A 24538-nucleotide genomic window follows, 5' to 3' on the forward strand; every position below is an offset into this window, starting at 1 on the left:
GTTCGGGGTCTCGATTCAGGCGATTTCTCGGTTCCCCCGACGGTCGTTGCGGTGCGTCTCGTAGTAGCGCACCATCTCGCCGACGAACCGGAGTTTGAGTCCGGCGGAAAGAAGCGCACAGAGGGCGGTCGCGCGAGGTTTCTGACGATAGGCCACGTAAAGTCCGTAGAGGAAGACCGGGACGTTGAGCGCGTTCAACACGTTCGGATAGCCGCGCTTGTCGCCGCGCTCCAGCCAGAGTTGCTCGCCGAGGACGCCCCTGTACATCCAGCTATCTTTCGCTTTCTCCGGGTCGGGTTTCGCGAAGAGGACGGGGTTGACGGCGACGAAGAGTATCGTCGCTCCGAGCAGTTTCCAGTCGTGGCGATAGAGCGCGGCCATCAACACCGGATAGGAGAGCGCCCGCGTCCAGCCGCTCTTCGGATTCGAGTGTCGCTCCCAGAACGTCCGCACCAGTCGCTCTCTCGCGGTGTCGGGTGGCGCAGTGCTCGCGGTTGCCATACGTAACGCTTCGCCCGCAAGAGGGAAAGTTATGACCCGACGGTGAGAAGCCACCGCCGGATGGAACCGACGACGCGCGACGAACTGCTCGACGCCGCGGCGAGCTACGCCGAGACGGTTCCCATCGAAGTCGACCTCTCCGCCGTCGACTGGGAGTGTTCGGAGCGGGCGACGCGCCGGGCGGGGGCTTGCATCTACCATCGAGGAACCGACTTGGTGACGATTCGGCTGACGTGGGACGCCTACCGCGCGTTCGGGTGGGAGGAGTTCACCGGAACGATTCGCCACGAACTGGTTCACGCGTGGGAGTTCCAGCGGTACGGCGAGTCGGGACACGGTTCGCGGTTCGCGGAGAAGGCGCGGAAACTCGACGCGCCCCGGCACTGTCGGTCGTTCGCCGACGCGCGCCTCCGACTCGTCTGCTCGTCCTGCGATTGGGAGGCTCGCCGCTATCGCGCGTCGGAGGCCGTGAAACGCCCGGCGCGACGGCGGTGCGGGGCCTGCGGGTCGCGCTACCGGGTCGAACACGGAGAGAGCGGGAGACGGTGGCGTACCCACGCGGGCTACCTCGTCGCGCGCAGGAGACTCGGAAGCGAGTGGTGACGAATCAGTCGGAGATCTCGTCCACGTACGAGAGCAGTTCGGCGATAGGGGGCGCGTTCTCGCCGGGGTAGAGCACCCCGCTCGGGCCGTCGGGGGCGGAGAGCACGTCGGCGTCCTCCAGCACGGAGACGTGTTGCTGATAGAACGTCGTGTAGACGGTGGTTCGTTGGTTGGTCGTCGCGTTTGGGCCGAACTCCCGGGCCGTCACTTCCTCGACGAGCGTCCGCATCGGAATCGCGGTTTCGACCTCGGACATGACAGCGATGGCGTGTCGCCGACGCTCGACGCGACAGAGGGTGAAAAGGTCGTCCCGGGACAGCGCTATCGGCGCAGAAACCGGCCCACCCTTGAGTAGTCGGCCAAGCATTCGGTTAGAGAGTAACTAGTGAACAACTTACCAGTTGCGATTCGAACAAAACGTGGGGTTCGTTACTCCGTGACGACGGTGATCGCGCCGTCGAAATCGAGGATGACCGACTGCGTCCGGTTGCCGAAGAGAGCTTTCCCGGTGGGCGACCGTTTCCGCCCCGCGAGAAAGACGTGGTCGCAACCGTACTCGTGGGCGACATCGAGAATCTCGTCGCGTTCGTCGCCGATGCGCCCGACGGATTCGTACTCCACGTCGATACCGTCGAGCACTTCTCGCCCGATGTCCGCGACGAACTGGCGAGCCCTTTCGAGCACCTGTCCGGCGGTGTGCGAGGTTTCGAGGGAGGAAATACGCTCCAAGGAATTGCGCGTGTTCTCGTACTCTTCGGTGGTCGTGACGTGGAGCAAGACGAGGTTCGCATCCACGCCCGCCGCGAGTTCGCCCGCTTCCCGAACCAAATTTTTCGCCGAATCGGACGCTTCGAATCCCGGCCCGGACGTGGCGAACTCGATGGTGAGTCCGTCCGGGTCAGAGAGATAGATGCTCTCGAAGTACGTTCTGTCCCGAATCGGCGAGACGCGGACGCCCCGCGACTGGAGGTGGTCGCGCCACTCGCGGAGGGCGTCTTCGTCCTCGACGCCGAGCGCGAAGTGGTGGTTGGCTCCGCCGCCGGGTCGCCCCTCCGAACCGGAGTATTCGAAGTAGCTGATGACGGTGCCCGGTTCGCCCTCCGGCGTCGGCGAGAAGTAGTCGTGCAGCGTTCCGGGGTCGTCGTAGTTCTCGGTCATCTTCACCGCGTGGAGGCCGAGGGCGTTCTCGTAGAACTCCCGCGTTCGCTCCATGTCGGTGCAGAAGTTCTTTACGTGGTGCAGTCCGGTGGTGGATGGCGCATCCGTCCTGTTTCGAGGAAGGAGTCGTGTTTCGCGCCCGATTGTGGTATCATTACGTTACCTGATTCGAACCCGAACCGATTTATGGTTTCGCGGGCGTAGACGTAACCAGATTACACCGATGTCATCGGAAACCGCCGAGGCGGGTGCATGTTCGGTCGTCGAGTCGTTCGAGCAGATCGGCTCTCAGTGGCGGCTGGTCGTCCTCTACGATCTGTTGGACGGCGAGAAGCGGTTCAACGAACTCAAACGCTCCACCGGCGCGAGTTCGCGGACGCTCTCTCGCGTACTGGACGACCTGCGCGAGTCGGGGTTCGTCAGTCGCCGCACCGAGGAGGACGCGCCGATAGCGACCTACTACAGCCTGAGTGAGAAGGGTCGCTCGCTCTGTCCCATCTTCGAGGAAATAGAGACATGGGCCGCGGAGTGGCTCTGACCCCGCGAACCCGTCGTCACGTCGTCGTGTCGTACATCTGCCTGCTCGCACCGGCGGCGCCGAACTTCGGGATGCTGATCGACCGATAGGAGAACCGCTCGTCGGTGCGGTGATACACCGGCAGGAACGTCACGTCCTCCCAGTTCGCTTCCTCTATCTGGACGTACGCCCGATTGCGGGTTCGCTCCGCTTGGTCGGTGGGTGCGGGGTTGTTCTGTATCCGATTCCACGCCTGCGTCGCTTGATTCGCTGCCTGCGTCCCCGACCAGTTCGTGTACGCCAACGGATCGGACTGCGAGGTGTCCGTCCGCGGCGGGTACAGCAGTTGCAGGAAGTTGTCCGGCGCGGGCCAGTCCATAATCCAGCCCAGCGTGTACGCTTGAAGATTCCCGCTCCGGCCGCGGTTGAGCAGAACCGAGAACGGAGCCTGCTCCAGTTGCAGGTCGATGTACGCCGCCTGAAGTTGGTCGCGCAGAATCTTGGCGATTTCCTGCCACGTCGTCGATTCGTAGGTCGTGAGCGTGAACTGGTACCGGTTGTTGTTCCCGTATCCCGCCTGCTCCATCACCTGTCGAGCCTGCTGGAGCTGCGTCTCGTCGTACCCGTAGGGGTAGTTGTTCTGCGCGTGTTGGTCATACGCGTTCGCACCGCCGGGGTAGATGCGCGGCGGCGTGAAGTGGTACGCGGCCTCCCCGCGCCCCTTGAACACTTGGTCGACCGCGACCTGTTGGTTCAGTGCGTAGGCCGCGGCCTGCCGTGCCGGTTTCTCGACTGTGCTCGTATTGAACCCGAGGTAGAAGGCGTTGATGGTCGGCACGGCGAGGTAGTTCATCGTCTCGCCGTTCTGCACCGGTCCGTAGGTGCCCGACTTGCGTCCGAGTTGGTCGGTGTTCTGGATGGTCACCTTACTCGGGTCGTACTGCGCCGTCGGAATCTGCTCGTTGAACCCGATGTCGGCGTTCTGGTTCATCAAGTAGGTGTAGGCGGCTTGGTCGTCCTCGATGATGCTCCACCGAACTCCGGCGACGTCGGCCCTTCCTCGGTGGTAGTTATCGAACCGCGTGACGACCGCCTCGTTGTTGCTGCTCCAGTGGTCGAACTCGAACGGTCCCGCGCCGATCGGATTGCTCGTGGCGAACCGCTGGTACGGCATCTCCCCCTGATAGCCCTGAACATCGCCGACGAGACCCTCCGGAATCGCCGCGAACGAGGTGTACGACAGCATCTCGAGGGTGGAGTGGAACGGCTCTTTGAGTTCCATCTCCAGCGTGTACTTGTCCCTCGCGTTGACCGCGAGCGACCCGGGTCGGTAGTTACCGTCGCCGTCCGTCTGGTGTCTCACCCCGATGGAGTCGAGGATGAAGTACGACCGCCGGGAGTTCTCCGAGGCGGCCAGTCGCTCCCACGAGTAGACGAAGTCCTGCGCCGTGACTTCCTTTCCGTTGTGGAACTGTGCACCCTGCTTCAGCGTGAACGTGTACGTCGTGAAGTTGTCCGACACTTCCTGACTCTCGGCCAGCAGGTTCTCGACCGCAATCTTCCCCTCCGGATAGTTCATCAGCGGGTCGAACACCTGCTGGATGACCGTCCCCGAGGCGGTGTCCGTCGCCTTTATCGGGTCGAGGGTACTCATCGTGGAGTTGATAAGTTGGAGCGTCCTATCGCTTCCCTGTTGGTTCGACTGCTGAGCACCGCTCGTACCGGCCATACCGGTGAGCGCAACAGCAGATGCCGCACCCCCCGTCGCCTTCAAAAAGCGTCGCCGCGTGACGTTTGATTTCTCTGACATCCGGAAGGAGTACACGAGCGTCGAACATATGTAACTAATCATTGGTATGTAGAGTGAAAGTCGTTGCAAAAAGTGAGGACTACGAAATATATTCTAAGTTTTGTGTAGAAATCGATGTCATAGAACCACCACAGATATCAGCAACGAAAGTTCCGGGAGCATTGTGTCAAGAATCAACAATGGAAGGATCGAATCCCGAAAGCAGTCGTTTCCGGCGAAGGTCGTATGCGAGTTGTAGCGCGCCCTCGATTCCGTCCGGCACCGACGTCGAAACTGAGTTCGGAAACGGGACGATTCCGCCTCGCGAAATGTATCCGACATGAGGAAACGAACGAAAACAGAACGAACTGACCGAAATCGAAAAAGTAAACGAGATTACCACCACGTTTCGAGGTCGGTTGAGGGTACGTTCCGACGGAAACCGTCGAAGGAAAAACTCCGACGGGTTGCAGGCCGGCAAACGACAACTATTCGGCGCGTCCGTCCCGAGAATCGAACATGACTACTGGCGTCGTCATGCTCAATTTTGGAGAACCGTCCGAACCGACGCGAGAGAGCGTCCTCGGCTATCTGGAGCGCATCTTCATGAACAACGCCGACCTCGAAGGCGATACCACCCAGGAGGAAGCGCGAAAACGCTCCCGGCAACTGGCCGAACGTCGCGCTCCAGGCCTCATCGAGGAGTACGAGGAGATCGGTGGGTCGCCGCTCGACCCGCAGGCAAAAGCGCAGGCGGAGACGCTGGAGGCCGAACTCGACGCTCGTGGGTTCGACGCGACGACCTACGTCGGGAAGCAGTTCACGGAACCGTTCATCGCGGACGCGATCGAACGGGCGCGCGAAGACGGCGTGGACGAACTCGTCGGACTCCCCGTCTATCCGCTCTGCGGCGCTTCCACGACCGTCGCATCGCTCGAAGAACTCGCGGACGCGGTCGCGGAACGCGACTGGGACGTTCCGGTACACGAGATAACGGGCTGGCACCGACATCCGACGTACAACCGGATTCGAGCCGACAACGTCCGGACGTACGCCGACGACGTGGGACTCAATCTCGCGGACGACGGCACCGAACTGCTCTTTTCCGCGCACGGGACGCCCACCCACTATCTCGACGAGGGAAGTCGCTACGACCGGTACGTCGAGGAGTTCTGCGACGTGATGGCGAGCGAACTCGGCGTCGAATCGTACTCGCTCGGTTTCCAGAATCACGGCAACCGCAAGATTCCGTGGACCGAACCCGAGGTCGAGGACGTCGTCACCGATATCGATGCGGAGCGCGTCGTGGTCGAACCCATCAGCTTCATGCACGAACAGAGCGAGACGCTGTCGGAACTGGACGACGATCTCCGCGAGGACGCGGAAGCCGTCGGACTCGACTTCTACCGCGTCCCGGTTCCACACGACAACGAGCGATTCGCTGGCGTCCTCGCGGACCTCGTGGAGCCGTTCGTCGCCGGCTTCGACCCATCGTACTACCAGTTCCGCCAGTGTCGGTGTAAGGATTCCCCGGACACGATGTGCCTGAACGCTCCCTTCGGCCGATGACGGTCGGTATCGTCGGCGCCGGCATCACGGGACTCGCGCTCGCCCACCACCTCGACAAGGGGGAAGTGGAGTACGTCGTTCTCGAAGCCGACGACGAACCCGGCGGCGTGATTCGGAGCGGGCGCGTCAATGGCTACCTGCTGGAGTGGGGACCACAGCGGTTACGGCGGACGAACCCGGTGGACGAACTCATCACCGACCTGGGACTGGACGACGAGGTCATCGAAGCTGGGGACACGAAGCTGTTCGTCTACGCGAACGGCGCACTCCGTCGAGCCCCGTTCTCCATCGAGGAGTTCGGCCACACCGACCTGCTGTCGTGGCGGGGTAAACTGGACGTGTTGAAGGAACCGCAAACGGCTCCGGCGGAGCCCGACGAAACCGCCGCCAAGCTGTTCACCCGAAAGTTCGGCGAGGAAGTCTACGAAAACCTCCTCGGTCCGCTGTTCGGCGGGACATACGGTTCCGAACCCGAGCGGATGCCGGTCGAACACGCGCTTTCGGGAGTGATGAAACTGGAGCAGAAGTACGGTTCCCTGCTCGAACCGGCCCTGAAGCGGGCGATGGCGGGCGGCACGTCCGCACCGGCCATCTCCTTCGAAGAGGGGGTGCAGACGCTCCCCGAAACCCTGTACGACGCCCACGCGGAGAACGTCCGCCTCGAAACGCCCGTCACTGAGGTTCGAGAAACCGAGGACGGTTACGTCCTCGAAACCGACGCCGAGGAGTTCGCGGTGAACGAGGTGGTCGTCACCACACCTGCGGCCGTGAGCGCCGACTTGCTAGCAACCCTCGCGCCCACCGCAGCAAGCGCCCTCGAGCGTCTGAACTACAATCCGCTCGCGCTGGTGCATCTCCGCGCCGACTGCGACCGGGACGGATTCGGCTATCAGGTGCGCAACGACGAGGGCCTCGACACGCTCGGCGTCTCGTGGAACGCGAGCATGTTCGGCCGGGACGGGGTTTACACCGTCTTCCTCGGCGGGATGAGAAATCCCGAACTGGTCGAAGAGGACGACGAGACCCTCGGCAGTATCGCAGCGACGGAGTTCGAGAAGGTGATGGACGCAGAGGCGGACGTGCTGAACGTTGCCCGCCTCCGACGCGGGTTCCCCGCCTACGACACCTCGTGGGACGCACTCGACGAAGTGCGGATGCCCGAAGGAGTCCACCTCGCCACGAACTACACCGCCCGGATGGGCGTGCCGAGTCGGATCCGCGAAGCCCGGCAGTTGGCCGAGTCGCTGGCGAATCGGGCGTGAGTTTATAACCGAGAACGGAACCAGTTCGTTCCGGTGATACGATGACGTAGCGTCCTACAGTCTCGTTCCGACTGCGCTCCCTATCGCTCGACTTCCTTCGCCGTCTCCACGAACACCTTCGCGTTCTCCACCGGCGTCGTCCGGTCGATACCGTGGCCGAGATTCAGGACGTGTCCCGAATCGCCCGCCTTTTCGATGACCTCACGGGTCTTCCGCCGGACGAACTCGGGATCGCCGAGCAGGTACGATGGGTCGAGGTTACCCTGCACGGGCGTTTCGCCGAGTTCCGCTCGCGCGTCGGCCATATCGACCGTCCAGTCGAGTCCGACCACGTCCGCGCCCGATTCCGCCAGCAGATCGAGTTTGCCGCCGGGATGGCGCACGAAGACGATAGACGGTACGTCGATGGCATCGAAGATGCGCCGGTGGAGCGGCAGCACGAACTCCCGGTAGTCGTCGGGGGTCAGCACGCCCGCCCACGTGTCGAACACCTGCACCACGTCCGCACCGCGTTCGACCTGATAGGCGACGTACTCCTCCACGACGCCGGTGAACGCTTCGAGCAGGTCGCGGAACGCCTCCGGATGATTCGCCCGGAATCGACGGATTGGCTTGCGAGAGGTGGGTTCGTCGCCCACGACGTAGGAAGCGAGGGTGTACGGACCGCCGGCGAAGCCGATGATGCTGGTTCGGTCGCCGACGCTCTCCCGTAGTCGTTCGAGCAGTTTCCCAACGTAGTCAATGTCGGAGGCCACGTCGCCCGCTTCCGCGGGAACGTCGTCGGGGCCGGTCACGGGGTTCGAGACGACGGGGCCGACGCCACTCTCGATGCGGTAGTCGAAGCCGAGCGGTTCGAGGACGGTGAGGATGTCGGAGAACATGACGAGACCGTCCGGTTCGAACAGTTCCCACGGGAGCAGGGTGATTCGTTCCGCCACCTCGGGCGTCTTGATCGCCTCCTTGAACGTGTATCGTTCGCGGATGTCGCGGTACTCGGGGATGTACCGTCCGGCTTGTCGCATCAACCAGACGGGGGGACGCTCGGTGCGTTCGCCTCGCGCCGCGCGAACCAACAGGTCGCTCATGCCCCCAGATTGGTCGGTGCGCGTCTAAACGTTTCGAAGGCCCGCAGATTCAAGCCCCAGTCCGTGGTACGAAAACGTCACGCGAGGGTAGCGAATGCGCGTACTCATCGTTCCGGAGGTGTACCGGCTGGATGACGCGAGCAGCAGCGGAACGCTCAACGACGCCGTGTCGTGGGTCGGACAGTGGCTACGCCGTGACGAGACGATACACGTCTACTGGCTGCTCCCGCCCCGCGAGCGAGCGAACTACGACGAGAGCGACGTGTTGGCCGACCGCGAGCGAGTGACGCTCGTCGAGGCGGAACCGTTCATGGCCGACCATCCGCGCCGATCGATGTTCACCGAGAACGGCTACACGGAAGACCAGTTGACGGCGCTCGAAGCGGCCATCCACAAGCAAGGGGCGTACGTGGACGTGGTCGTAGACCAACTACGAACGGGACGGTTCACGCTCAAGAAGTGGTTACTCGACTACACCGACCACTGGGCGGCGCAAGTTCGACCGTTCGACGTGGTGGCGAACGTCCACGACCTCCAAGTGCCGTTCAAGTATCGGTTCTGTCGCTACCGCGACGCCTACCAAATGCGGATGGAGCTCTGCGGAACCGCGTTCGCGGACGGTATCTGGTTCACGGCGGGGATAGACGCGGCGGCGTTTCGAGAGCATGCGAGCGAGTTCCTTCGACAGGACGTTGTCGAATCCACGCTCGACGGGGCGATAGAGAGCGGAAGCCCCGTCGAATTCGACGAGTTCGAGGAACGATACGGCGACGAACCAGAGTGGCTCCACGTCGCGGGGTCGCTGTGGTCGAAGAAACACGCCGACGACGTGTTGGCGGTCGCTGAGACGCTCTACCGCGAGTTTGGCGTTCGGACGCTGATGACGAGCATGGAACCGATTCCGGACGAGTACCGACGCCGCGAGTGGGTGGACGTCCACTCCAAGGCGTCACGCGAGACGTACGAGTGGGCGCTCGAAACGGGGGATATCGCGGTCTGCGCCAGCGAGTACGAGACGATGGCCCGGACGCCGTTCGAGCAAGCCGCCAGCGGACAGGTGCTCCTCCTGCGCGACGAGCCGTGGATCTACGACTGCGTCCCCGAGAAACACTCGCTCGTCGCCGACGCGGATTCGCTCGAATCGCTCGCGGTGTACGCCGTAGAGCACTGGGACGAAGCAGTGGCGGCGAACCGGGGACTGGTCGAGTACGCGAAGGAGATCCGCAGCCCGGAACGCTGCGGTCACCGGACGCTCCGCGACCTCCGGAGTAGAGTCGAGTCGAAGGTCGAACGGTACACCCTCGGCGGTGGGGACGCCGCCGTCGAGCGAGCGTTGGAGGACGAACCGGCGGTCGAAATGGACGCCCTCGCCGAGCGAACCGCCGAATTCACCGACGACGGTAGGCCGGTCACCGCCCGCGAGTCGTACGCTCGCACTGACCTGCTGTACGCGCTTCGCTCGCTCGGATACGAAGACTGCGGGAATCCAGGGACGCCGACGTTCCGTCGAACCGGCCGGTGGACATAATTCGGGAGCGGACGTAGATTTCGCCGTGGTCAACGCGTTCTGGTTGGACAGGAATTTAGAACGGGCGGCCCGATGGCTCGTCGACCGTCACGTCACGAGCAGTGTCTTCGAGTGCTCGATGGTGTTGACGACGGCGGCACAGCTTCGCGGATACGAGGGCGAGGAACTGTACTTTACTCACCCCGACCATCCGCTGACGCGGTGGGCCACGCAGGCGCTCGAAAACTGGGAGTATCTCCGCAAGTACACGGCCTGCGCTCACGACGAGTGGCGATATCGCTGGAACCACGCGGAGGACGAGTTCCACGGCTCGTGGGCGACCGTCCGCCGACTCGACGACGACCGGGTCGCGGCGCTCGACTGGCCGGGGGCGCCCGGTGACCCACCGCAGGTGACGGGTAAGTGGAAGGCGGACGACTACATGGATGCGTACCGACTCTACTACGCCAACGAGAAGCGCGACCTGTTCCGGTGGGCGAAAGACCGCGAACCACCGCCGTGGCTGTCGGCGTACACGTTCCCCGAGGGACCGGACTCTCATCCGTACTGACGGCGAGTCGGGAATTCAGTGGTTGAACCGCGACCGCGCTACCGGCTCTCGACGGGCGTCCACGTCCGACCGGTCTCCCCGACGTATCGGGCCCGAGGGCGAACGATCCGGTTGTCTTCGAGTTGTTCGAGACAGTGGGCCGTCCAGCCGCCGACGCGCGAGACGGCGAAGGTGGCTGTAAAGAGATCGCGAGGCACGCCGATGCCGTTCAGGAGGACGGCGGTGTAGAATTCGACATTCGTCTGCAGGGAGAGGTCCGGTCTGCGCTCCGCCAGCACGTCCACGGCGGTTCCCTCGAATTCGCGCGCGATTTCGAAGAATGCCGAGTCGCCGTCGTCCGCGTAGAACCGCTCGGCGGCGTCCGACAGCACCTCCGCTCGCGGGTCGCGCACCCGGTAGACGCGGTGGCCGAAGCCCATCAGTCGCTCCCCGGCGTCGAGCGTCTCCGCGACGTACCCTTCGGGGTCGCCCGTCTCGCGGACGTCGAACAGCATGTCCAACACCGGGCCGGGAGCGCCGCCGTGGAGCGGCCCCTTCAGTGAACCGACCGCTCCGGTGACCCCGGAGATGACGTCGGATTCGGTCGAGACGATGGCGCGGGCGGTGAACGTCGAGGCGTTCAGCCCGTGGTCGACGACCGTGTTGAGGTACGTCTCTAGCCCTCTTGTCGCCGCTTCGCTCGGTTCCTCGCCGGTGAGCATGTAGAGGTAGTTCACGGCGTGGTCGAGATCGGAACGCGGGTCGATCGGCTCCGCTCCCGTTCGGCATCGCCAGTAGGTGGCGACCACGGTCGGGAGTTGCGCGACGGCGACGAGGGCGTCCCGCTCCGGGTTCTCGCCGTCGGTTCGGGCGAGGGTAGCGCTCGCCGCGCCCATCCGGAGGGCGTCCATCGCCGGTTGCCCTCGGTCGGCGGCTTCTCGGAGTAGATTCCGCGTCTCGGCCGAAATCGTGCGGTACTCGCGCAGGTCGGCCCGGAGATCGTCGAGTTCGTCCGCCGTCGGCAGGCGGTCGTTCCACAGCAGGAAGACGGTCTCCTCGAACGTCGCGCTCGCGGCGAGTTCGGCGAGAGGGAAGCCACCGATGACGAGTTCCCCGGCCTCGCCGTCGATGGACGAGAGCCGCGTCTCGCCCGCGACGACATTCTCCAACCCCTTATCGACTGATGTATCGTCCATGCAAAGAATCGGTCGGCCACCGCTTAGTAGGTTCGCTTTCCGGCACGAAGCTTCTGATTCGGGGGACGTCCGACGCTTTCAGATCGCGGTCGCCCCGGCCGCGACCGGAAGCGAAATACCCGTCACGTAGCGCGCTTCGTCGCTGGAGAGCCACATGAACGCCGCGCTCACGTCCTCCGGTTGTACGATGTCCCCGAGCACGTTGTCTGGGCCGGACTGCTCCGCGAGTTCGGCGAGTTCGTCGTCGATGTTCTCGATGATGCCGCCGACCATCGCCGTGTCCACGGCGGTCGGACAGACGGCGTTGACCGTCACGTCGTGCGGTGCGAGTTCGATGGCGAGCGTCTTCGTCAGACCGAGCACGCCGTGTTTGGCGGCGGTGTAGTGGCCGAGTCCCGGCGAGGCGACGAGTCCCGCCGTGGAGGACGTGTTGACGATGCGTCCGCCCTCGCCGCGTTCCGCCATGTGTAGTCCGACGTGCTTGGCGCAGAGCCACATCCCTTTCAGGTTCACCTCGAGCGCGTAGTCCCACGTCTCCTCATCCATCTCCAGCAACCCGGCAGCGGGCGCGACGCCCGCGTTGTTGGCGAGGATATCTATCCGGCCGAACTCCTCGATGGCCCGCTCCACGCCGCGTTCCACGTCGCCCTCCTTCGAAACGTCGAGCTGAACGCCGAGAACGTCGGCCCCCTCTTCGCGGGCCAGTTCGACCGTCTCGTCCAACTCGGTTTTGTCGCCCATCTCGTACCCGGACTGCTCGTTCGTTTCGCAGATATCCGTCGCCACCACGTCGGCCCCGTGCTTCGCGTAGTGAACCGCGTGTGAACGGCCCTGACCGCGGGCCGCGCCGGTCACGAACGCTACCTTATCGTCGAAATCATATTCCACCATTGTAGTCCCCTGTTGCTATTCGACGGGGTGGGTCAACTAAGCATTGGCCGGTGTGCATTAGAGCGCGGACGTGGAACGACGACCATGCACATCCTCGCGGGTTCCCACGACTTCTATCCCGACCCCGGTTCCGGGGGCACCGGTCGCTACGTCTACGAGACCGCGAGACGGTTCGTCGAGCGGGGCCACCGCGTGTCGGTCGTCACCCGGCGTCGGGGCGACGTTCCGCGCCGCGAATCGGTCGCGGGAATCGACGTGTATCGGTACGACATCGAGGTCGCCAACCGACGGGCGGACGAGGTTCTCTCGCAGGTTCCGGCTGCACTCGGGCGCGTCGACGAGTTCGTGCGGGAGGCGAGCGAGAACGAACCGCTCGACCTGCTCAGTTTTCAGGGGCCGGTCACGTCGTTGCTGGTTCATCTCTGCGCTGACGACGAGATTCCGCGAACCGCCACGTTCCACAGCCCGTGGCCGACCGAGTACCGAATTCGAACGCGGAACGCAGACGCCGGGTCGACATCGCGGCGGGAGCTGAACGCGAAGGTTCGAACTGCCGTCGAGCAGTTCGTTCTCGACCGGACGAGGGGCGTCATCACCCTGAGCGAGTTCATGCGCGACCGAATGCGCGAGACGTACGACGAGGCCTCCCGGTCGGAGGTCGTGCCGGGCGGCGTCGATATCGAGACGTTCCATCCGGGGGCGGGCGAATTCGAGTCGATGACGGGAGCACCGTCGTTTCTCACCGTACGTCGGCTCAGTCCGCGGATGGGTCACGACCTGCTGTTCGAAGCGTTCTCGCACGTCGTCGCGGAGCATCCCGACGCCCGACTCTACATCGCCGGGGATGGTTCGCTCCGAAACGAACTGGAGCGAACGGCGGACGAACTCGACGTCGCCGACGAAACCGCGTTCCTCGGATACGTCCCGGACGAGGCGCTGCCGAGCGCGTACGCCACCGCAGATCTGTTCGTCCTGCCGACGACGGAACTAGAAGGGTTCGGGCTAGCGACGCTCGAAGCCCTCGCCAGCGGAACTCCGGCGGTGGCGACGCCGGTCGGCGGGACGGTTGAGTTGCTCTCCGATCTCGAATCGAAACCGGCGGTTCCGACGCCGGTGCTCGCGGAGGCGACGACCCCCGAAGCGTTGGCGCGGAGGATGACGGCGTGGGCGGAGCTATTTCCGGAAACTCGTCGGTCGGCGTCTCGCGCCTGCCGGACGTACGCCGAGGAGAACTACACGTGGGAGCGAACGGTCGAATCGCTGGAAGCGGTGTACTCGGAGTGGCGTTAATCGGTACTCTCGGTCACGTCGTCCAGAAGTTCGATCGGCACGCCGGAGCGGCGACCGTCCGACCGTTTGAGCGCGTCCGTCACGACGGTGCGAATCTCGTCGCGGAAGCGTTCTCGACCGAACCGACGGCGTATCTCGTCGGGACGAGTTCGGAGGTCGCGCTGGAGCGACGGGTCGGACAGCACGCCGTTTATCTTCTCGACTGCATCGGACGGTGACTCGTAGAGCAGTTCCTCCCGGCCGTCCACGATGGCGTGCTGTCCGCCGTCGTTCGGAACGAACGGAATCGCACCGCCAGCGGCGAGTTCCGCGACGGCCATCCCGAAGTGTTCGAACTGTTTGCCATGGATACCGAACTTGTGGGTGCTTACTCGTTCGACGAGCGTAGACCGCGGAACCTCGCCCTCCAGTTCGATGTACGGACGACTTCGCGCCATCTCGGCCACTTCCTCGCGGTACTCCTCGTCGACCGTCGGGCCGATGATGTGGAAGTGGGTATCGTGACCGCGTTCGCGGAGTGCGTCGATGATCTCTATCATCTCCGTGATGCGCTTGCTTCGCTCGATTCGACCGAGGGTGACGAACCCGTTTTCGCGTTCCTCCCACGGACGGGGTTCGAACTCGTTCGTATCGATGGGCGGATGAACCACTCGGGGCTTCGTCCCGTAGGCGTCTTCAACGACCGACGCCGTCCAGCGGGAGTTCGCCAAGAGGGTGTTCGCCCGGATATCCTCCTGTTTGACACCCGCGATCTGCGTACAGAGCTTCTCGTAGAAGGAGTCGTCCTCCACCGTGGGATGGAAGATGTGCTCGCGGTTGTCGAGGCTGACCGTCCAGTCGAACGGGAAGTGGATGTACTGGACGGAATCCGTTTCGAGGCCGAGTTCGTTGATCGTGCTGACGAGCAGGTCGTACTCGTCCGCGTGACGCCGGGCGTATCGACTGAGCAACGCGTTCTGGAGGACGTAGTACTTCAGTCCGTACGTGTCGTGTACGAACGGCGCGAGGTGACCGGCTTTCTGCACCGAAACCGAGTCGACGTTCGTGTTGAAGTAGTCGTTGAGTTCCTCGAAGTCGGGCGTCGTCAGCGTCAGTAGCGTCACGTCGTGGTCGCCCTGAAGCGCTTCGAGGACGTTCATCGCCACCGCTTCCCCACCTCCTTTCGCCATCATATCCATGTGAATTACTGCTACATCGGCCATTCTATCACCCCTCTATCAATTGGCCGACGCGACTTTCAATAGGTGTTCTGGGCGATTCGAAACACGTCATAAGGTGTAGAAGAAGGAATAGTAAGCTGGCAAACGTATTCTCGATAGATGAGGCGATTTCGGCCGTCCGGGAAGTTCGGGGCCGAAGACCGTCGTTCATAGAATCCGATTCATTTATCACCGCGAGATACTGCGGGACGAGTATGGGCACGCGACTGGGGGCCATCGGCCTCGGCGGTCTCGGAAGCATCGAACTCGACATCCTCGCAGACATCGACGGCGTCGAAATCGTCGCGGGGGCGGACGTTTCGGTGGCGTCGCGCGAGGCGTTCGAATCGGCGCACGGAGCGCCCGCGTACGAGAAGCACAACTCGATGCTCGAAGCGCACGGGGACAAACTGGACGCGGTCAGCATTGTCACGCCGCACACACTCCACTACGAGCAGGCGATGGACTGCCTCCGCGCCGGAGTGGACGTGTTCGTCGAGAAGCCGATGGCGACGGGCATCGAGAATGCCGTCGACCTCGTCGAGACGGCGGACGAACTCGACCGCGTTCTCCAGGTCGGCTATCAGCGACACTTCCACCCTCTGTTCCGCGAACTCAAGAAGACGGTCGAGAGCGGGCGTATCGGCGACGTTCACATGGTCAACTGCTATCTCGGGCAGGAGTGGATATCGATTCAAAAGGGAACGTGGCGAACCAACCCCTCCCTGTCGGGCGGCGGTCAGTTGTACGACTCCGGGTCGCACCTGCTCGACGCACTGCTCTGGACGACTGACTCGCGCCCCGCGTCCGTCGCAACGGTGACCGACACCCGCGGCCACGACGTCGACGTCAACTCGGCGCTGGCCGCCACGCTCGAACGCGACGGGAAGACGATCACCGCGAGCATCGGCGTGACCGGCGACGGATCCAAGGCCGACCCGCACGAGGGAATCGTCATCTGGGGGACGGACGGGCGCATCGATTACCACGACGGCGAGATGACCGTCGTCGATGCGGACGGGACGACGCACGTCCGAGAGGACGAATCGACCACCGGATTCCGCCAACTAACCCGACGGAAACTCGCCGCGTTCGTGCAGGTGGTCGAGGGAGAGCGCGAACCGGCGGTGTCGGGCCAGTTCGGGTTGCAGGTGACGGCGCTCACGGAGGCGGCCTACGAGTCCGCCGCAACCGGCGAGACGGTGAACGTCGGCGCGCTCCTCGAACGAGTGAGAGAAGCGCGCGAGGAGAGACGAACGCTTCAGGGAGAAGCCGAGTAGCCGGCATTCTCGACGGCAGTGACGAGTTCGTCGATGTTCGCCTCGCCTTCGACCGTCGCGGTTCCGTTTTCGTGGTCGGCGCTCGCCTCGGAGACGCCCGAAATATCTTCGAGCGCGTCGACGACGTTCCGTTCGCAGCCGCCGCAACTCATTCCATCGACCGTAATCGTCGTTACCATGCGGGAAGTTTCTCGTTCGACCTTTTTCTCGGTTTCGAGTCCGTAGCGCGGTTCTCCCTCGCCATCCATCGACGGATAATTCATTTATTTCCCGAAGGGAATTTGCATTCGCACCCATCATACACAGGTATCCGACGACGCGGAATCGAAATATCGAAAGCTGTTTTATCACCCTATCCCAAACGAAACGCAATGAGACAGATCGACGACACCGACCGGGAGATAATCCGGTTGCTCGTGGAGGACGCGCGCCGCCCGTACAACGAGATCGCCGAGACGGTCGGTCTCTCGCCGCCGACCGTGTCCGACCGCGTCGAGCGCCTGCAGGAACTGGGGGTCATTCGCCGCTTCACGGTCGATCTCGACCACGGCATCCTCACGGACGGCCTCTCGCTTCTCGTCACCGTCAACGCCAGACCGGGCTACGTCGACGAGGTCAAGGAGTCGCTGGCGTCGTTCGAGGGCGTCGAACACGTCTTCGTCACCGCCGACGCGCACCTCGTCTGCAAGACGAATCTCCGCGAACGGGCGGTCGAGACGCTCCTCTCGGACGCCATCGGAGAGGACGCTGTCCTCGAATACGACGTGCAGTTGCTCGTGGAGGACGAGTGGAACCCGCAGCCGGGAACCATTGAATTCGTCCCCGACTGCGTCGAGTGCGGTAACACCGTCACGAGCGAGGGCGAGTCCACCCGCATCGAGGGCGAACTCTACCACTTCTGCTGTCCGTCGTGTCGGTCGCAGTTCGCCGACCGGTACGAACGACTCCAAGAGGGCGTGTCGAACTGACGGACTCCGAACAGGAATCCGTTTCAGGGAAGGGTTTTGGTGACGTGTACCAAACGAACGTACATGGCAACGAACCAGACGTTCGTTCGCGTAGCCGACGCCGACGAACTCCGAGACGAAGGACGACTGCTGGTGAACCGCGGCGGGCGGTCGCTCGCGCTGTTCTACCACGAAGGGGAGTTTCGCGCGGTCAATAACCGCTGTCCGCACATGGGTTTCCCGTTGAGCGATGGCAGCGTCGACGATGGAATCCTGACCTGCCACTGGCACCACGCTCGGTTCGAACTCTCGTGCGGCGACACGTTCGACCCGTGGGCCGACGACGTGCAGGCGTACCCTATCGAAGAACGCGACGGCGACGTGTACGTCGACCTCCACCCGGAGCCGGACGAGTCGCCGGAAGAACGCTGGAAAGGGCGGCTCGAAACCGGCCTCGAAGAGAACCTCCGTCTCGTGGTCGCCAAGTCGGTCATCGGCCTGTCGAACGAGGGCGTTTCGGCGTCCGAACCCCTGCGAATCGGGGCGGAGTTCGGAACACGCTACCGCGACCAGGGCTGGAGTTCGGGGCTGACCATCCACTCCTGCATGGCAAACGTGCTCCCCGACCTCCGGGCCGACGACCGCCCGCGGGCGCTGTTCACGGGGCTGCGCCACGTCGCGTCGGACTGTCAGGGCGAAGCGCCGCACTTCGACCAGCCCTCCTTCGAGACGCAGGACGTGTCCGCGGAGCGTCTCCGGCGGTGGTTCCGCGACTGCGCGGAGGTGCGCGACGACGACGGCGCGGAACGTTGCCTCCAGACCGCCATCGCGACGCTCGAACCCGAGCAGGTCGCCGAAATGCTCTACGCCGCCGCGACCGACCACCTCTACCTCGACGCGGGCCACAGCTTCGATTTCATCAACAAGAGCCTCGAACTGTTAGATCACGTCGGCTGGGAGCACGCCTCGACCGTCCTGCCGAGCGTCATCCCGCGATTGACCGACGCCCGGCGGAGCGAAGAACTCTCCTCGTGGACGCAACCCATCGACATCGCGGAGTTGCTGTTCGACGCCTTCGACGAGTTGCCCGAACTGGTCGAAGCGGGAGCGAACGAGACGTGGGAAGAACCCGACGACTTCGCAGACACCCTGCTCTCGGACGACCCGCACGCCATCCTCGACGCGCTGACGGACGCCGTCCGGAACGGTGCGACCTGCGAACAACTCGCCGATAGCATCTCGTTCGCGTCGGTGATGCGAATCGCGCAGTTCGGTACGTCGAACGAGTTCAACGACTGGAACACCGTTCACCACACCTTCACTTACAACAACGCCGTCCAGCGGGCCGCGAGGCGCGCGAGTTCGATCGCGCTGTATCGGGGCGTCCTGACGGGCGCGATGAGCGTTTACCTCGACCGCTTCCTGAACACGCCGCCCGTGCCCCTGCCGAACGTCGCGGCATCAGACGCCGACCCCGCCGAACTCCGCGACGAACTGCTCGAAACGTTCGACGAGGAGGGAGGCGTCGACGACGCCGCGACGCTCGTCGCCGAGCACTTCGCGGCGGGCGGCGACCCCGCCGACCTGAAGCGGACGCTCGGCCGAGCCCTCCTGCGCGAAGACGCGGGCTTCCACACGCTCCAGAACCTCGAAGCGTCGTTCGCCCAGTTCGACCTGCGCGAGGACGAGCGCGAGCGGGAACTGGCGCTCGTCGCGCTCGCTCGCTACATGGCCGCCCACTTCCCGACGCGCCGGGAGGCCGAACAGACCTACGTCATCGCCGAGCGACTGAACCGCGGCGAGAAGATACACGAGACGAACTAACTCTCGCGTAAATCAAATAGACTTTAGGAAATGAAAGTCTACTTGGAAAGCTTTATACCTCCGTCGTCGGTCAGGGCAGGGTGGAGCCAATGAGTCACAGCACGACGACGAGCGAGGGGATTCGCTCGATAGTAGAACGAGCGCAAACGGGGGTCGAATCGGTCACGGACGACGCCGTCGACGAACTCGTCCGCGAGGTGGAGCGGGAGCTGTACGACGGCGCGACCCGCGATGAGAAGTACGACACCGTGGCGAAGGCGGCGAGCGCGCGCATCGAGCGCGACCCGGCGTACGACGATATCGCGGCGGACGCGTTCCAACAAGGGTATCGACGGAACGTCGTCGGTTCGCACAACGACGAACGAGCGTATAGAGAGACGTTCGTCGAGAACGTCCGTCGAGGCGTCGACGCCGATCTGCTGGACAAACGCCTGCTCTCGTACGACCTCGACGGTCTCGCCAACGCGCTCCGGCCCGGCCGAGACGACTTACTCTCTTACATGGCGATGGAGACGCTCTCGCAACGATACTTCCTCAGGGTGGACGACGCGCCCATCGAACTGCCACAAGCGTTCTGGATGCGGGTGGCAATGGGTCTCGCGCTCCAGGAGGAGGTGAGCGAGCGACAGGAACGCGTGACGGAGTTCTACGAGGTCATGTCGAGACTTCGGTTCGTTCCCTCGACGCCGACGCTGTTCCACGCGGGGACGACTCAACCGCAGCTATCGTCCTGTTACGTCACGACGATAGCGGACGATTTGGATCACATTTTCGAGCGATACGGCGACCACGCCCGCCTCTCGAAGTGGTCGGGCGGCATCGGCACCGACTGGACGAACCTCCGGGCGTCCGGTTCGCTCATCGAATCGACGGGCGTCGAGTCGAGCGGTATCGTCCCGTTCTTGAAGATAAGCAACGACGTGACCGCCGCCATCAATCGCTCCGGAAAGCGGAGGGGGGCGGCCTGCGCGTATCTCGAACCGTGGCACCTCGACTTCCCGGCGTTTCTCGACCTCCGTCGGAACACGGGCGACGAACGCCGACGCACCCACGACATGAACACCGCGGCGTGGGTTCCCGATCTGTTTGTGAAGCGGGTTCGGGAGGGCGAGACGTGGACGCTCTTCTCGCCGGACGAGGTTCCCGATCTGCACGGTAGCTACGGAGCCGAGTTCGAGGAGCGGTACGAAGACTACGAACGCGAAGCCGAGCGAGGAGAGCTTCGACAGTACGAGCAGGTCGAGGCGAGTGAACTCTGGCGGACGATGCTGACGCGACTGTTCGAAACCGGACATCCGTGGATAACCTTCAAAGACGCCTGCAACGTTCGGTCGCCGCAAGACCACGCCGGCGTCGTCCGTTCTTCGAATCTCTGCACCGAGATTACGCTCAACACGAGCACTGACGAAACGGCGGTCTGCAACCTCGGGTCGGTGAATCTCGCCCGGCACGTCACCGAGGACGGGCTCCGGCACGAGCGGTTGGCCGACACCGTCGAAACGGCGATGCGGATGCTCGACAACGTCGTCGACTTGAACTTCTACCCGACCGAGGACTCGGAGCGTTCGAACATGCGCCACCGTCCCGTCGGTCTCGGCGTGATGGGCTTTCACGACGCGCTGTTGGAGCAGGGGATTCCGATGCAGTCGGAGCGCGCTATCGAGTTCGCGGGCGAAACGCAGGAGTTCGTCTCGTACCACACTATCCTGAACTCCTCCTGACTGGCGCGCGAGCGAGGCACCTACGACAGCTACGAGGGGTCGAAGTGGAGTCGCGGACTGCTGCCGCAGGATACCGTGGAACTGCTCGCCGACGAACGAGACTACGAGATTCCGGTCGAGTTCGAAGAGCGCCTCGATTGGGAGCGCGTCCGCGAACACGTCGCCGACCAGGGAATGCGAAACTCCAACACGATGGCTATCGCGCCGACCGCGACTATCTCGACCATCGCGGGGACGACGCCCTCCATCGAACCGATGTACTCGAACCTGTACGTGAAATCAAACGTCACGGGGGATTTCACCGTCGTGAACGAACGTCTCGTCAGTGACCTCAAGGCACGCGACCTGTGGGACGCCGAGATGTTAGACCGCATCAAGTACCACGACGGGTCGATACAGGAGATAGAATCAATCCCCTCCGACCTCCGCGAACTGCACCGCGGCGCGTTCGAAATCGACCCGCGCCACCAGATTCGGCTGACCGCGCGGCGAGCTTGCTGGATAGATCAGAGTCAGTCGCACAACGTTTTCTTCCCGTCTTCCGACGGGCAACTGTTGGACGATATCTACCAGTTCGCGTGGGAACACGGGCTGAAGACGACGTACTACTTGCGAACGCTCGGCGCGAGCCAGATAGAGAAATCCACCGTCGACATGGCCGAGTACGGAAAGACGCAGACCCGAACCGACGGGACGCGGACGGACGATGAGACCCGAGCGAGCGACGAGACGGGGACGAACGACGGAACCACAGACGTGCCGAGCGTCGAAGACCCGACCTGCGACGCCTGTCAGTGAGTAACAATGCCGATACTCGACATCGACAATCAACACGACCCAAACAAGATCCTGCCCATCGACTACGACTGGGCGCGTGAGTACTACCGCGCTGGCGTCGCCAACAACTGGACGCCCGAGGAGATTCCGATGGGCGACGACGTGCGACAGTGGAACGGCGACGAACTGAGCGACGAGGAGCGACGGCTGGTCGAGTGGAACCTCGGCTTCTTCTCGACCGCCGAATCGTTGACAGCGAACAACGTCGTGCTAGCCCTCTACGAGTACGTCACCGCGCCGGAGTGCCGCCAGTATCTCCTCCGGCAGGCCTACGAGGAAGCGATCCACACAGACACGTTCATTTACTGCTGTGACTCGCTCGGGTTCGACCCCGAGCATCTGTACGGGATGTACGACCGCATTCCCTCCATCGCCGAGAAGGACGAGTTCGTCGTCGAACTTACGCGGGCCATCGACCGCGACGATTTCAGCGTCGAGACGACCGAGGATGTGCGAGCGCTCGTCCGCGACCTCGTAGGATTCTACGTCATCATGGAGGGCATCTTCTTCTACGCGGGCTTCGCCATGATGCTCGGCCTGAAACGACAGGGGAAGATGGTCGGCGTCGGCGAGCAGTTCGAGTACATCATGCGCGACGAGTCGCTCCACCTCGCGTTCGGCATCGACCTCATCAAGGAGATTCGCCGCGAAAACTCGGGCGTCTGGACGGACGAGTTCGAAGCGGAGATCAACCGACTCGTGAAACGAGCCGTCGAACTGGAGAAGATCTACGCCCGCGAAGCCTGTCCCGAGGGCATCGTCGGGATGAGCGCGGAACAGTTCGCGGAGTACGTCGAGTACGTCGCCGACCGCAGGCTGCGTCAACTCGGGATGGACGAGCGATACGGAGCGGAGAACCCGTTCTCGTGGATGTCGGAGGCGACGGACTTGAACAGGGAGAAGAACTTCTTCGAGACGAACGTCGCCGAATACCGGGACGCCGGGTCGCTCGACTGGTCCTAGCGGGCGGTTTCGAGCGACTCCCGGCGCTCGCGACGCTGCCGAAGCGCGTCGTCGCGGAGCATCGCCTGTTCGTCAGTCGGACAAGCGACGTCGGGAACGTCCGTCGGTCGCTCGTCGTCGTCCAGCGCGACCATCGTGAAAAACGACGTCGCGGTGTCCTGAACCGCGTTTTCGCTCGGTCGTTCCGCGCAAACGTCGACCAGCACGTCCATACTCGTTCGCCCGGTTTCGAACACGTACCCTTCGACGACAACGATGTCGCCGAGATCGATGGAACCGAGAAAATCGACGTGATCCATCGACGCGGTGACGACCTGTCGTCGGGGGAACCGGCGGGAGGCGATGGCGGCGCAGATGTCCATCCAGTGGAGTATCGACCCGCCGAGCGCCCGCCCGAGGTTGTTCGCGTCGTTCGGCATCAGGATCTCGCTCACGACCGTGTGCGAATCCGATAATGTCGCGGTGTCTCGCATCGATCGTCGCTACGTGGTTCTCACAGATAAATCATCTGAGCTTGTTTTATTGAAAGTTCGTTTGATTAGATAGCCGTTCGACTTATCGTCGGAAGCGTCGTTCGAAGCGTACAGCAATGCGGAAGAACAGGGCCGTCGTGGCGGGCGCACCGCTCGGCGTCTGGTTACTGGTCGCACCGTTCGTCGTCTACGAGGCGATGCTCGCCGAGAACTTCTGGAACGATATGCTCGTCGGAGTCGCGGTGTTGCTCCTCGCGCTTTACGGAGCGATCTCCACGTGGCGCGGACGGTCGACGGGCATCGCAGCGGGTGGCTTCCTCGGACTGCTCGGCCTCTGGCAGACGACGCGCCCATTCGTCGTCGCAACCGCCGGACCGCTTCCTCTCTGGGGCGACGCGATAATCGGCGTCCTGCTGGCGGCTCTCGGCGGACGGGCGATTCGAGAGGCGCGCTCGGCGGCGGTGACCGAACGAGCACTGACCGGTCAGCGGTGAGTCACCGCCGCGAGTTGTTTTTCGTCGCCTCCGCGTACCACGACGGTCGTTTCACCGCCGTCTCGCCGACGTTCGTCACCTCGAACGTCTCCATAGGGTGTATTCGATTCCCGTTCCTGACGCCGGTTGCTTCGAACCGATAGCGGTGAACCAATCCCGAAGTATCGACGACGGCGACGAGCGAGGCGTTTTCGACCGAATCGAAACCGTCGTTGCTCGCGAGCGCGACCGGGTTAGAGAGGTCGTTTGCGACGACCCTGTACGTCGGCGTTCCCGATTCCGCCGTCTCGATTCGTTCGACGCGGGTGACGTTCATCGCAGTGAAGAGGACGTACAGGCGGTCGTGGTTCGTGGCCGATCCGACACCACCGACCAGGAATCTGCCCCCACCTCGACGGCGTCCGTAGTTGGTTCGGCCGTCCACGGTCGTCGCCACCAGCGATAGGCTTCCCTTCGACCACACGGCGAACTCGGCCTCGCGTTCGCCCGCCGCCGATCCGTTTCCGGGAGAGCGGAAGAATACGTCTACCATCGACCCGTTGCTGGCAGAGTAAATGGAGTAGTGACTGTGGTTCGACCCGACTCGAGTGGCGGACTTCCTTCGCCCCAGAACGCTGCCGTCGGCGGCTCGCTCGACGAGACGAGACCGAACCGTGAACGATTTTTCGAGGAGTATCCGGGCGTGCGCCTCCGTCAGTTCGCCGCGGTCAGTGACCCCTTCCGCCGACAATCCCGGAACGAGTTCGCCCGAGAGGTGAGTCGTTTCGAGAGCGGGAGTCGGCCCGACGCCGTCAAAAAGGAGTTACACCCGGCGGTGACGACGGAGAGGGCGAGCACGAACGCGAGGAGGGCGCGACGCATCACCACGAATTGTCTTCGTTT

24 protein-coding genes and 1 pseudogene are annotated in these 24538 nt (G+C 63.4%); 13 read left to right on the forward strand and 12 right to left on the reverse strand.

What is annotated here, in order from left to right; translation table 11 throughout:
• Positions 1 to 15: 15 nt before the first annotated feature.
• Positions 16 to 501 carry a DUF6653 family protein gene (locus LIW51_RS21070; RefSeq protein WP_227376980.1) on the reverse strand — a complete coding sequence of 162 codons (486 nt, stop codon included), beginning with the start codon at positions 499 to 501 and terminating at the stop codon, positions 16 to 18.
• Positions 502 to 561: 60 nt separating this feature from the next.
• On the opposite strand from LIW51_RS21070, the gene LIW51_RS21075 reads away from it, so the two are divergent.
• A complete protein-coding gene (locus tag LIW51_RS21075; RefSeq protein WP_227376981.1) occupies positions 562 to 1104 on the forward strand; it encodes a SprT-like domain-containing protein in 543 nt (180 codons plus the stop codon).
• Between the two features lie 4 nt (positions 1105 to 1108).
• On the opposite strand, the gene LIW51_RS21080 is transcribed toward LIW51_RS21075, so the two are convergent.
• Both LIW51_RS21080 and LIW51_RS39345 read right to left on the reverse strand, forming a co-directional pair.
• Positions 1109 to 1471 (reverse strand): DUF7344 domain-containing protein, encoded by a 363-nt coding sequence (locus LIW51_RS21080; protein ID WP_227376982.1) that lies wholly within the window; start codon positions 1469 to 1471, stop codon positions 1109 to 1111.
• Positions 1472 to 1533: 62 nt separating this feature from the next.
• Positions 1534 to 2406, reverse strand: a complete 873-nt coding sequence (locus LIW51_RS39345) for a VOC family protein (protein WP_368411857.1) — start codon at positions 2404 to 2406, stop codon at positions 1534 to 1536.
• 79 nt (positions 2407 to 2485) lie between these two features.
• Between LIW51_RS39345 and LIW51_RS21095 the strand changes: the two genes are divergently transcribed.
• Complete coding sequence (locus tag LIW51_RS21095) at positions 2486 to 2800, forward strand: winged helix-turn-helix transcriptional regulator (RefSeq protein ID WP_227376983.1); 315 nt, start codon at positions 2486 to 2488, stop codon at positions 2798 to 2800.
• A gap of 16 nt (positions 2801 to 2816) precedes the next feature.
• On the opposite strand, the gene LIW51_RS21100 is transcribed toward LIW51_RS21095, so the two are convergent.
• On the reverse strand, positions 2817 to 4589 hold the full coding sequence (locus tag LIW51_RS21100) for an ABC transporter substrate-binding protein (protein ID WP_227376984.1): 1773 nt from the start codon (positions 4587 to 4589) through the stop codon (positions 2817 to 2819).
• 498 nt (positions 4590 to 5087) lie between these two features.
• On the opposite strand from LIW51_RS21100, the gene hemH reads away from it, so the two are divergent.
• Both hemH and hemG read left to right on the forward strand, forming a co-directional pair.
• Entirely contained in the window at positions 5088 to 6137 is a 1050-nt protein-coding gene (gene hemH, locus LIW51_RS21105; protein WP_227376985.1) for a ferrochelatase, read from the forward strand.
• Positions 6110 to 7399, forward strand: coding sequence for a protoporphyrinogen oxidase (hemG, locus tag LIW51_RS21110; RefSeq protein ID WP_227376986.1), 1290 nt, complete (start codon positions 6110 to 6112; stop codon positions 7397 to 7399). Before hemH ends, hemG begins: the two co-directional genes overlap by 28 nt.
• Positions 7400 to 7479: 80 nt before the next feature.
• Here hemG and hemE read toward each other — a convergent pair whose 3' ends face one another.
• The gene (hemE, locus tag LIW51_RS21115; protein WP_227376987.1) at positions 7480 to 8484 is read right to left on the reverse strand and encodes a uroporphyrinogen decarboxylase; all 1005 of its coding nucleotides are present in this window, start codon (positions 8482 to 8484) and stop codon (positions 7480 to 7482) included.
• 94 nt (positions 8485 to 8578) lie between these two features.
• Between hemE and LIW51_RS21120 the strand changes: the two genes are divergently transcribed.
• Positions 8579 to 10012, forward strand: a complete 1434-nt coding sequence (locus LIW51_RS21120; RefSeq protein WP_227376988.1) for a hypothetical protein — start codon at positions 8579 to 8581, stop codon at positions 10010 to 10012.
• Positions 10013 to 10037: 25 nt separating this feature from the next.
• Positions 10038 to 10562, forward strand: coding sequence for a hypothetical protein (locus LIW51_RS21125; RefSeq protein WP_227376989.1), 525 nt, complete (start codon positions 10038 to 10040; stop codon positions 10560 to 10562).
• A 38-nt stretch (positions 10563 to 10600) separates the two neighbouring features.
• On the opposite strand, the gene LIW51_RS21130 is transcribed toward LIW51_RS21125, so the two are convergent.
• Complete coding sequence (locus tag LIW51_RS21130) at positions 10601 to 11737, reverse strand: citrate synthase/methylcitrate synthase (RefSeq protein WP_227376990.1); 1137 nt, start codon at positions 11735 to 11737, stop codon at positions 10601 to 10603.
• Positions 11738 to 11815: 78 nt separating this feature from the next.
• Entirely contained in the window at positions 11816 to 12628 is an 813-nt protein-coding gene (locus tag LIW51_RS21135) for a mycofactocin-coupled SDR family oxidoreductase (protein ID WP_227376991.1), read from the reverse strand.
• Positions 12629 to 12712: 84 nt separating this feature from the next.
• Here LIW51_RS21135 and LIW51_RS21140 point away from each other — a divergent pair, with 84 nt between their 5' ends.
• Positions 12713 to 13918, forward strand: coding sequence for a glycosyltransferase family 4 protein (locus LIW51_RS21140; protein ID WP_227376993.1), 1206 nt, complete (start codon positions 12713 to 12715; stop codon positions 13916 to 13918).
• On the opposite strand, the gene LIW51_RS21145 is transcribed toward LIW51_RS21140, so the two are convergent.
• Positions 13915 to 15120 (reverse strand): glycosyltransferase family 4 protein, encoded by a 1206-nt coding sequence (locus LIW51_RS21145; protein ID WP_227376995.1) that lies wholly within the window; start codon positions 15118 to 15120, stop codon positions 13915 to 13917. The two genes, LIW51_RS21140 and LIW51_RS21145, sit on opposite strands and share 4 nt — an antisense overlap.
• A gap of 212 nt (positions 15121 to 15332) precedes the next feature.
• On the opposite strand from LIW51_RS21145, the gene LIW51_RS21150 reads away from it, so the two are divergent.
• Positions 15333 to 16397 (forward strand): Gfo/Idh/MocA family protein, encoded by a 1065-nt coding sequence (locus LIW51_RS21150; RefSeq protein ID WP_227376997.1) that lies wholly within the window; start codon positions 15333 to 15335, stop codon positions 16395 to 16397.
• Here the strand turns inward: LIW51_RS21150 and LIW51_RS21155 are convergent.
• Complete coding sequence (locus LIW51_RS21155) at positions 16379 to 16576, reverse strand: heavy-metal-associated domain-containing protein (RefSeq protein ID WP_227378306.1); 198 nt, start codon at positions 16574 to 16576, stop codon at positions 16379 to 16381. The genes LIW51_RS21150 and LIW51_RS21155 overlap by 19 nt on opposite strands.
• A 192-nt stretch (positions 16577 to 16768) precedes the next feature.
• On the opposite strand from LIW51_RS21155, the gene LIW51_RS21160 reads away from it, so the two are divergent.
• From LIW51_RS21160 to LIW51_RS21175, 4 genes and pseudogenes are all read left to right on the forward strand, one after another.
• Complete coding sequence (locus tag LIW51_RS21160) at positions 16769 to 17365, forward strand: AsnC family transcriptional regulator (RefSeq protein WP_227376999.1); 597 nt, start codon at positions 16769 to 16771, stop codon at positions 17363 to 17365.
• Between the two features lie 63 nt (positions 17366 to 17428).
• On the forward strand, positions 17429 to 19168 hold the full coding sequence (locus LIW51_RS21165; RefSeq protein WP_227377001.1) for a Rieske (2Fe-2S) protein: 1740 nt from the start codon (positions 17429 to 17431) through the stop codon (positions 19166 to 19168).
• An 89-nt stretch (positions 19169 to 19257) separates the two neighbouring features.
• Positions 19258 to 21687: pseudogene (locus LIW51_RS21170) on the forward strand (ribonucleoside-diphosphate reductase subunit alpha).
• 6 nt (positions 21688 to 21693) lie between these two features.
• Positions 21694 to 22689, forward strand: coding sequence for a ribonucleotide-diphosphate reductase subunit beta (locus LIW51_RS21175; RefSeq protein ID WP_227377003.1), 996 nt, complete (start codon positions 21694 to 21696; stop codon positions 22687 to 22689).
• Here LIW51_RS21175 and LIW51_RS21180 read toward each other — a convergent pair.
• Positions 22686 to 23162 carry an acyl-CoA thioesterase gene (locus LIW51_RS21180; RefSeq protein WP_227377005.1) on the reverse strand — a complete coding sequence of 159 codons (477 nt, stop codon included), beginning with the start codon at positions 23160 to 23162 and terminating at the stop codon, positions 22686 to 22688. The two genes, LIW51_RS21175 and LIW51_RS21180, sit on opposite strands and share 4 nt — an antisense overlap.
• 116 nt (positions 23163 to 23278) lie before the next feature.
• Between LIW51_RS21180 and LIW51_RS21185 the strand changes: the two genes are divergently transcribed.
• Entirely contained in the window at positions 23279 to 23656 is a 378-nt protein-coding gene (locus tag LIW51_RS21185; protein ID WP_227377006.1) for an SPW repeat domain-containing protein, read from the forward strand.
• Between the two features lies 1 nt (position 23657).
• On the opposite strand, the gene LIW51_RS21190 is transcribed toward LIW51_RS21185, so the two are convergent.
• Positions 23658 to 24386 (reverse strand): hypothetical protein, encoded by a 729-nt coding sequence (locus tag LIW51_RS21190; protein ID WP_227377007.1) that lies wholly within the window; start codon positions 24384 to 24386, stop codon positions 23658 to 23660.
• Positions 24350 to 24517 carry a hypothetical protein gene (locus LIW51_RS21195; RefSeq protein WP_227377008.1) on the reverse strand — a complete coding sequence of 56 codons (168 nt, stop codon included), beginning with the start codon at positions 24515 to 24517 and terminating at the stop codon, positions 24350 to 24352. The genes LIW51_RS21190 and LIW51_RS21195 overlap by 37 nt, the downstream gene beginning before the upstream one ends.
• Positions 24518 to 24538: the final 21 nt, after the last annotated feature.

It is taken from the genome of Haladaptatus halobius (assembly GCF_020618475.1).
Lineage (GTDB): Archaea > Halobacteriota > Halobacteria > Halobacteriales > Haladaptataceae > Haladaptatus > Haladaptatus halobius.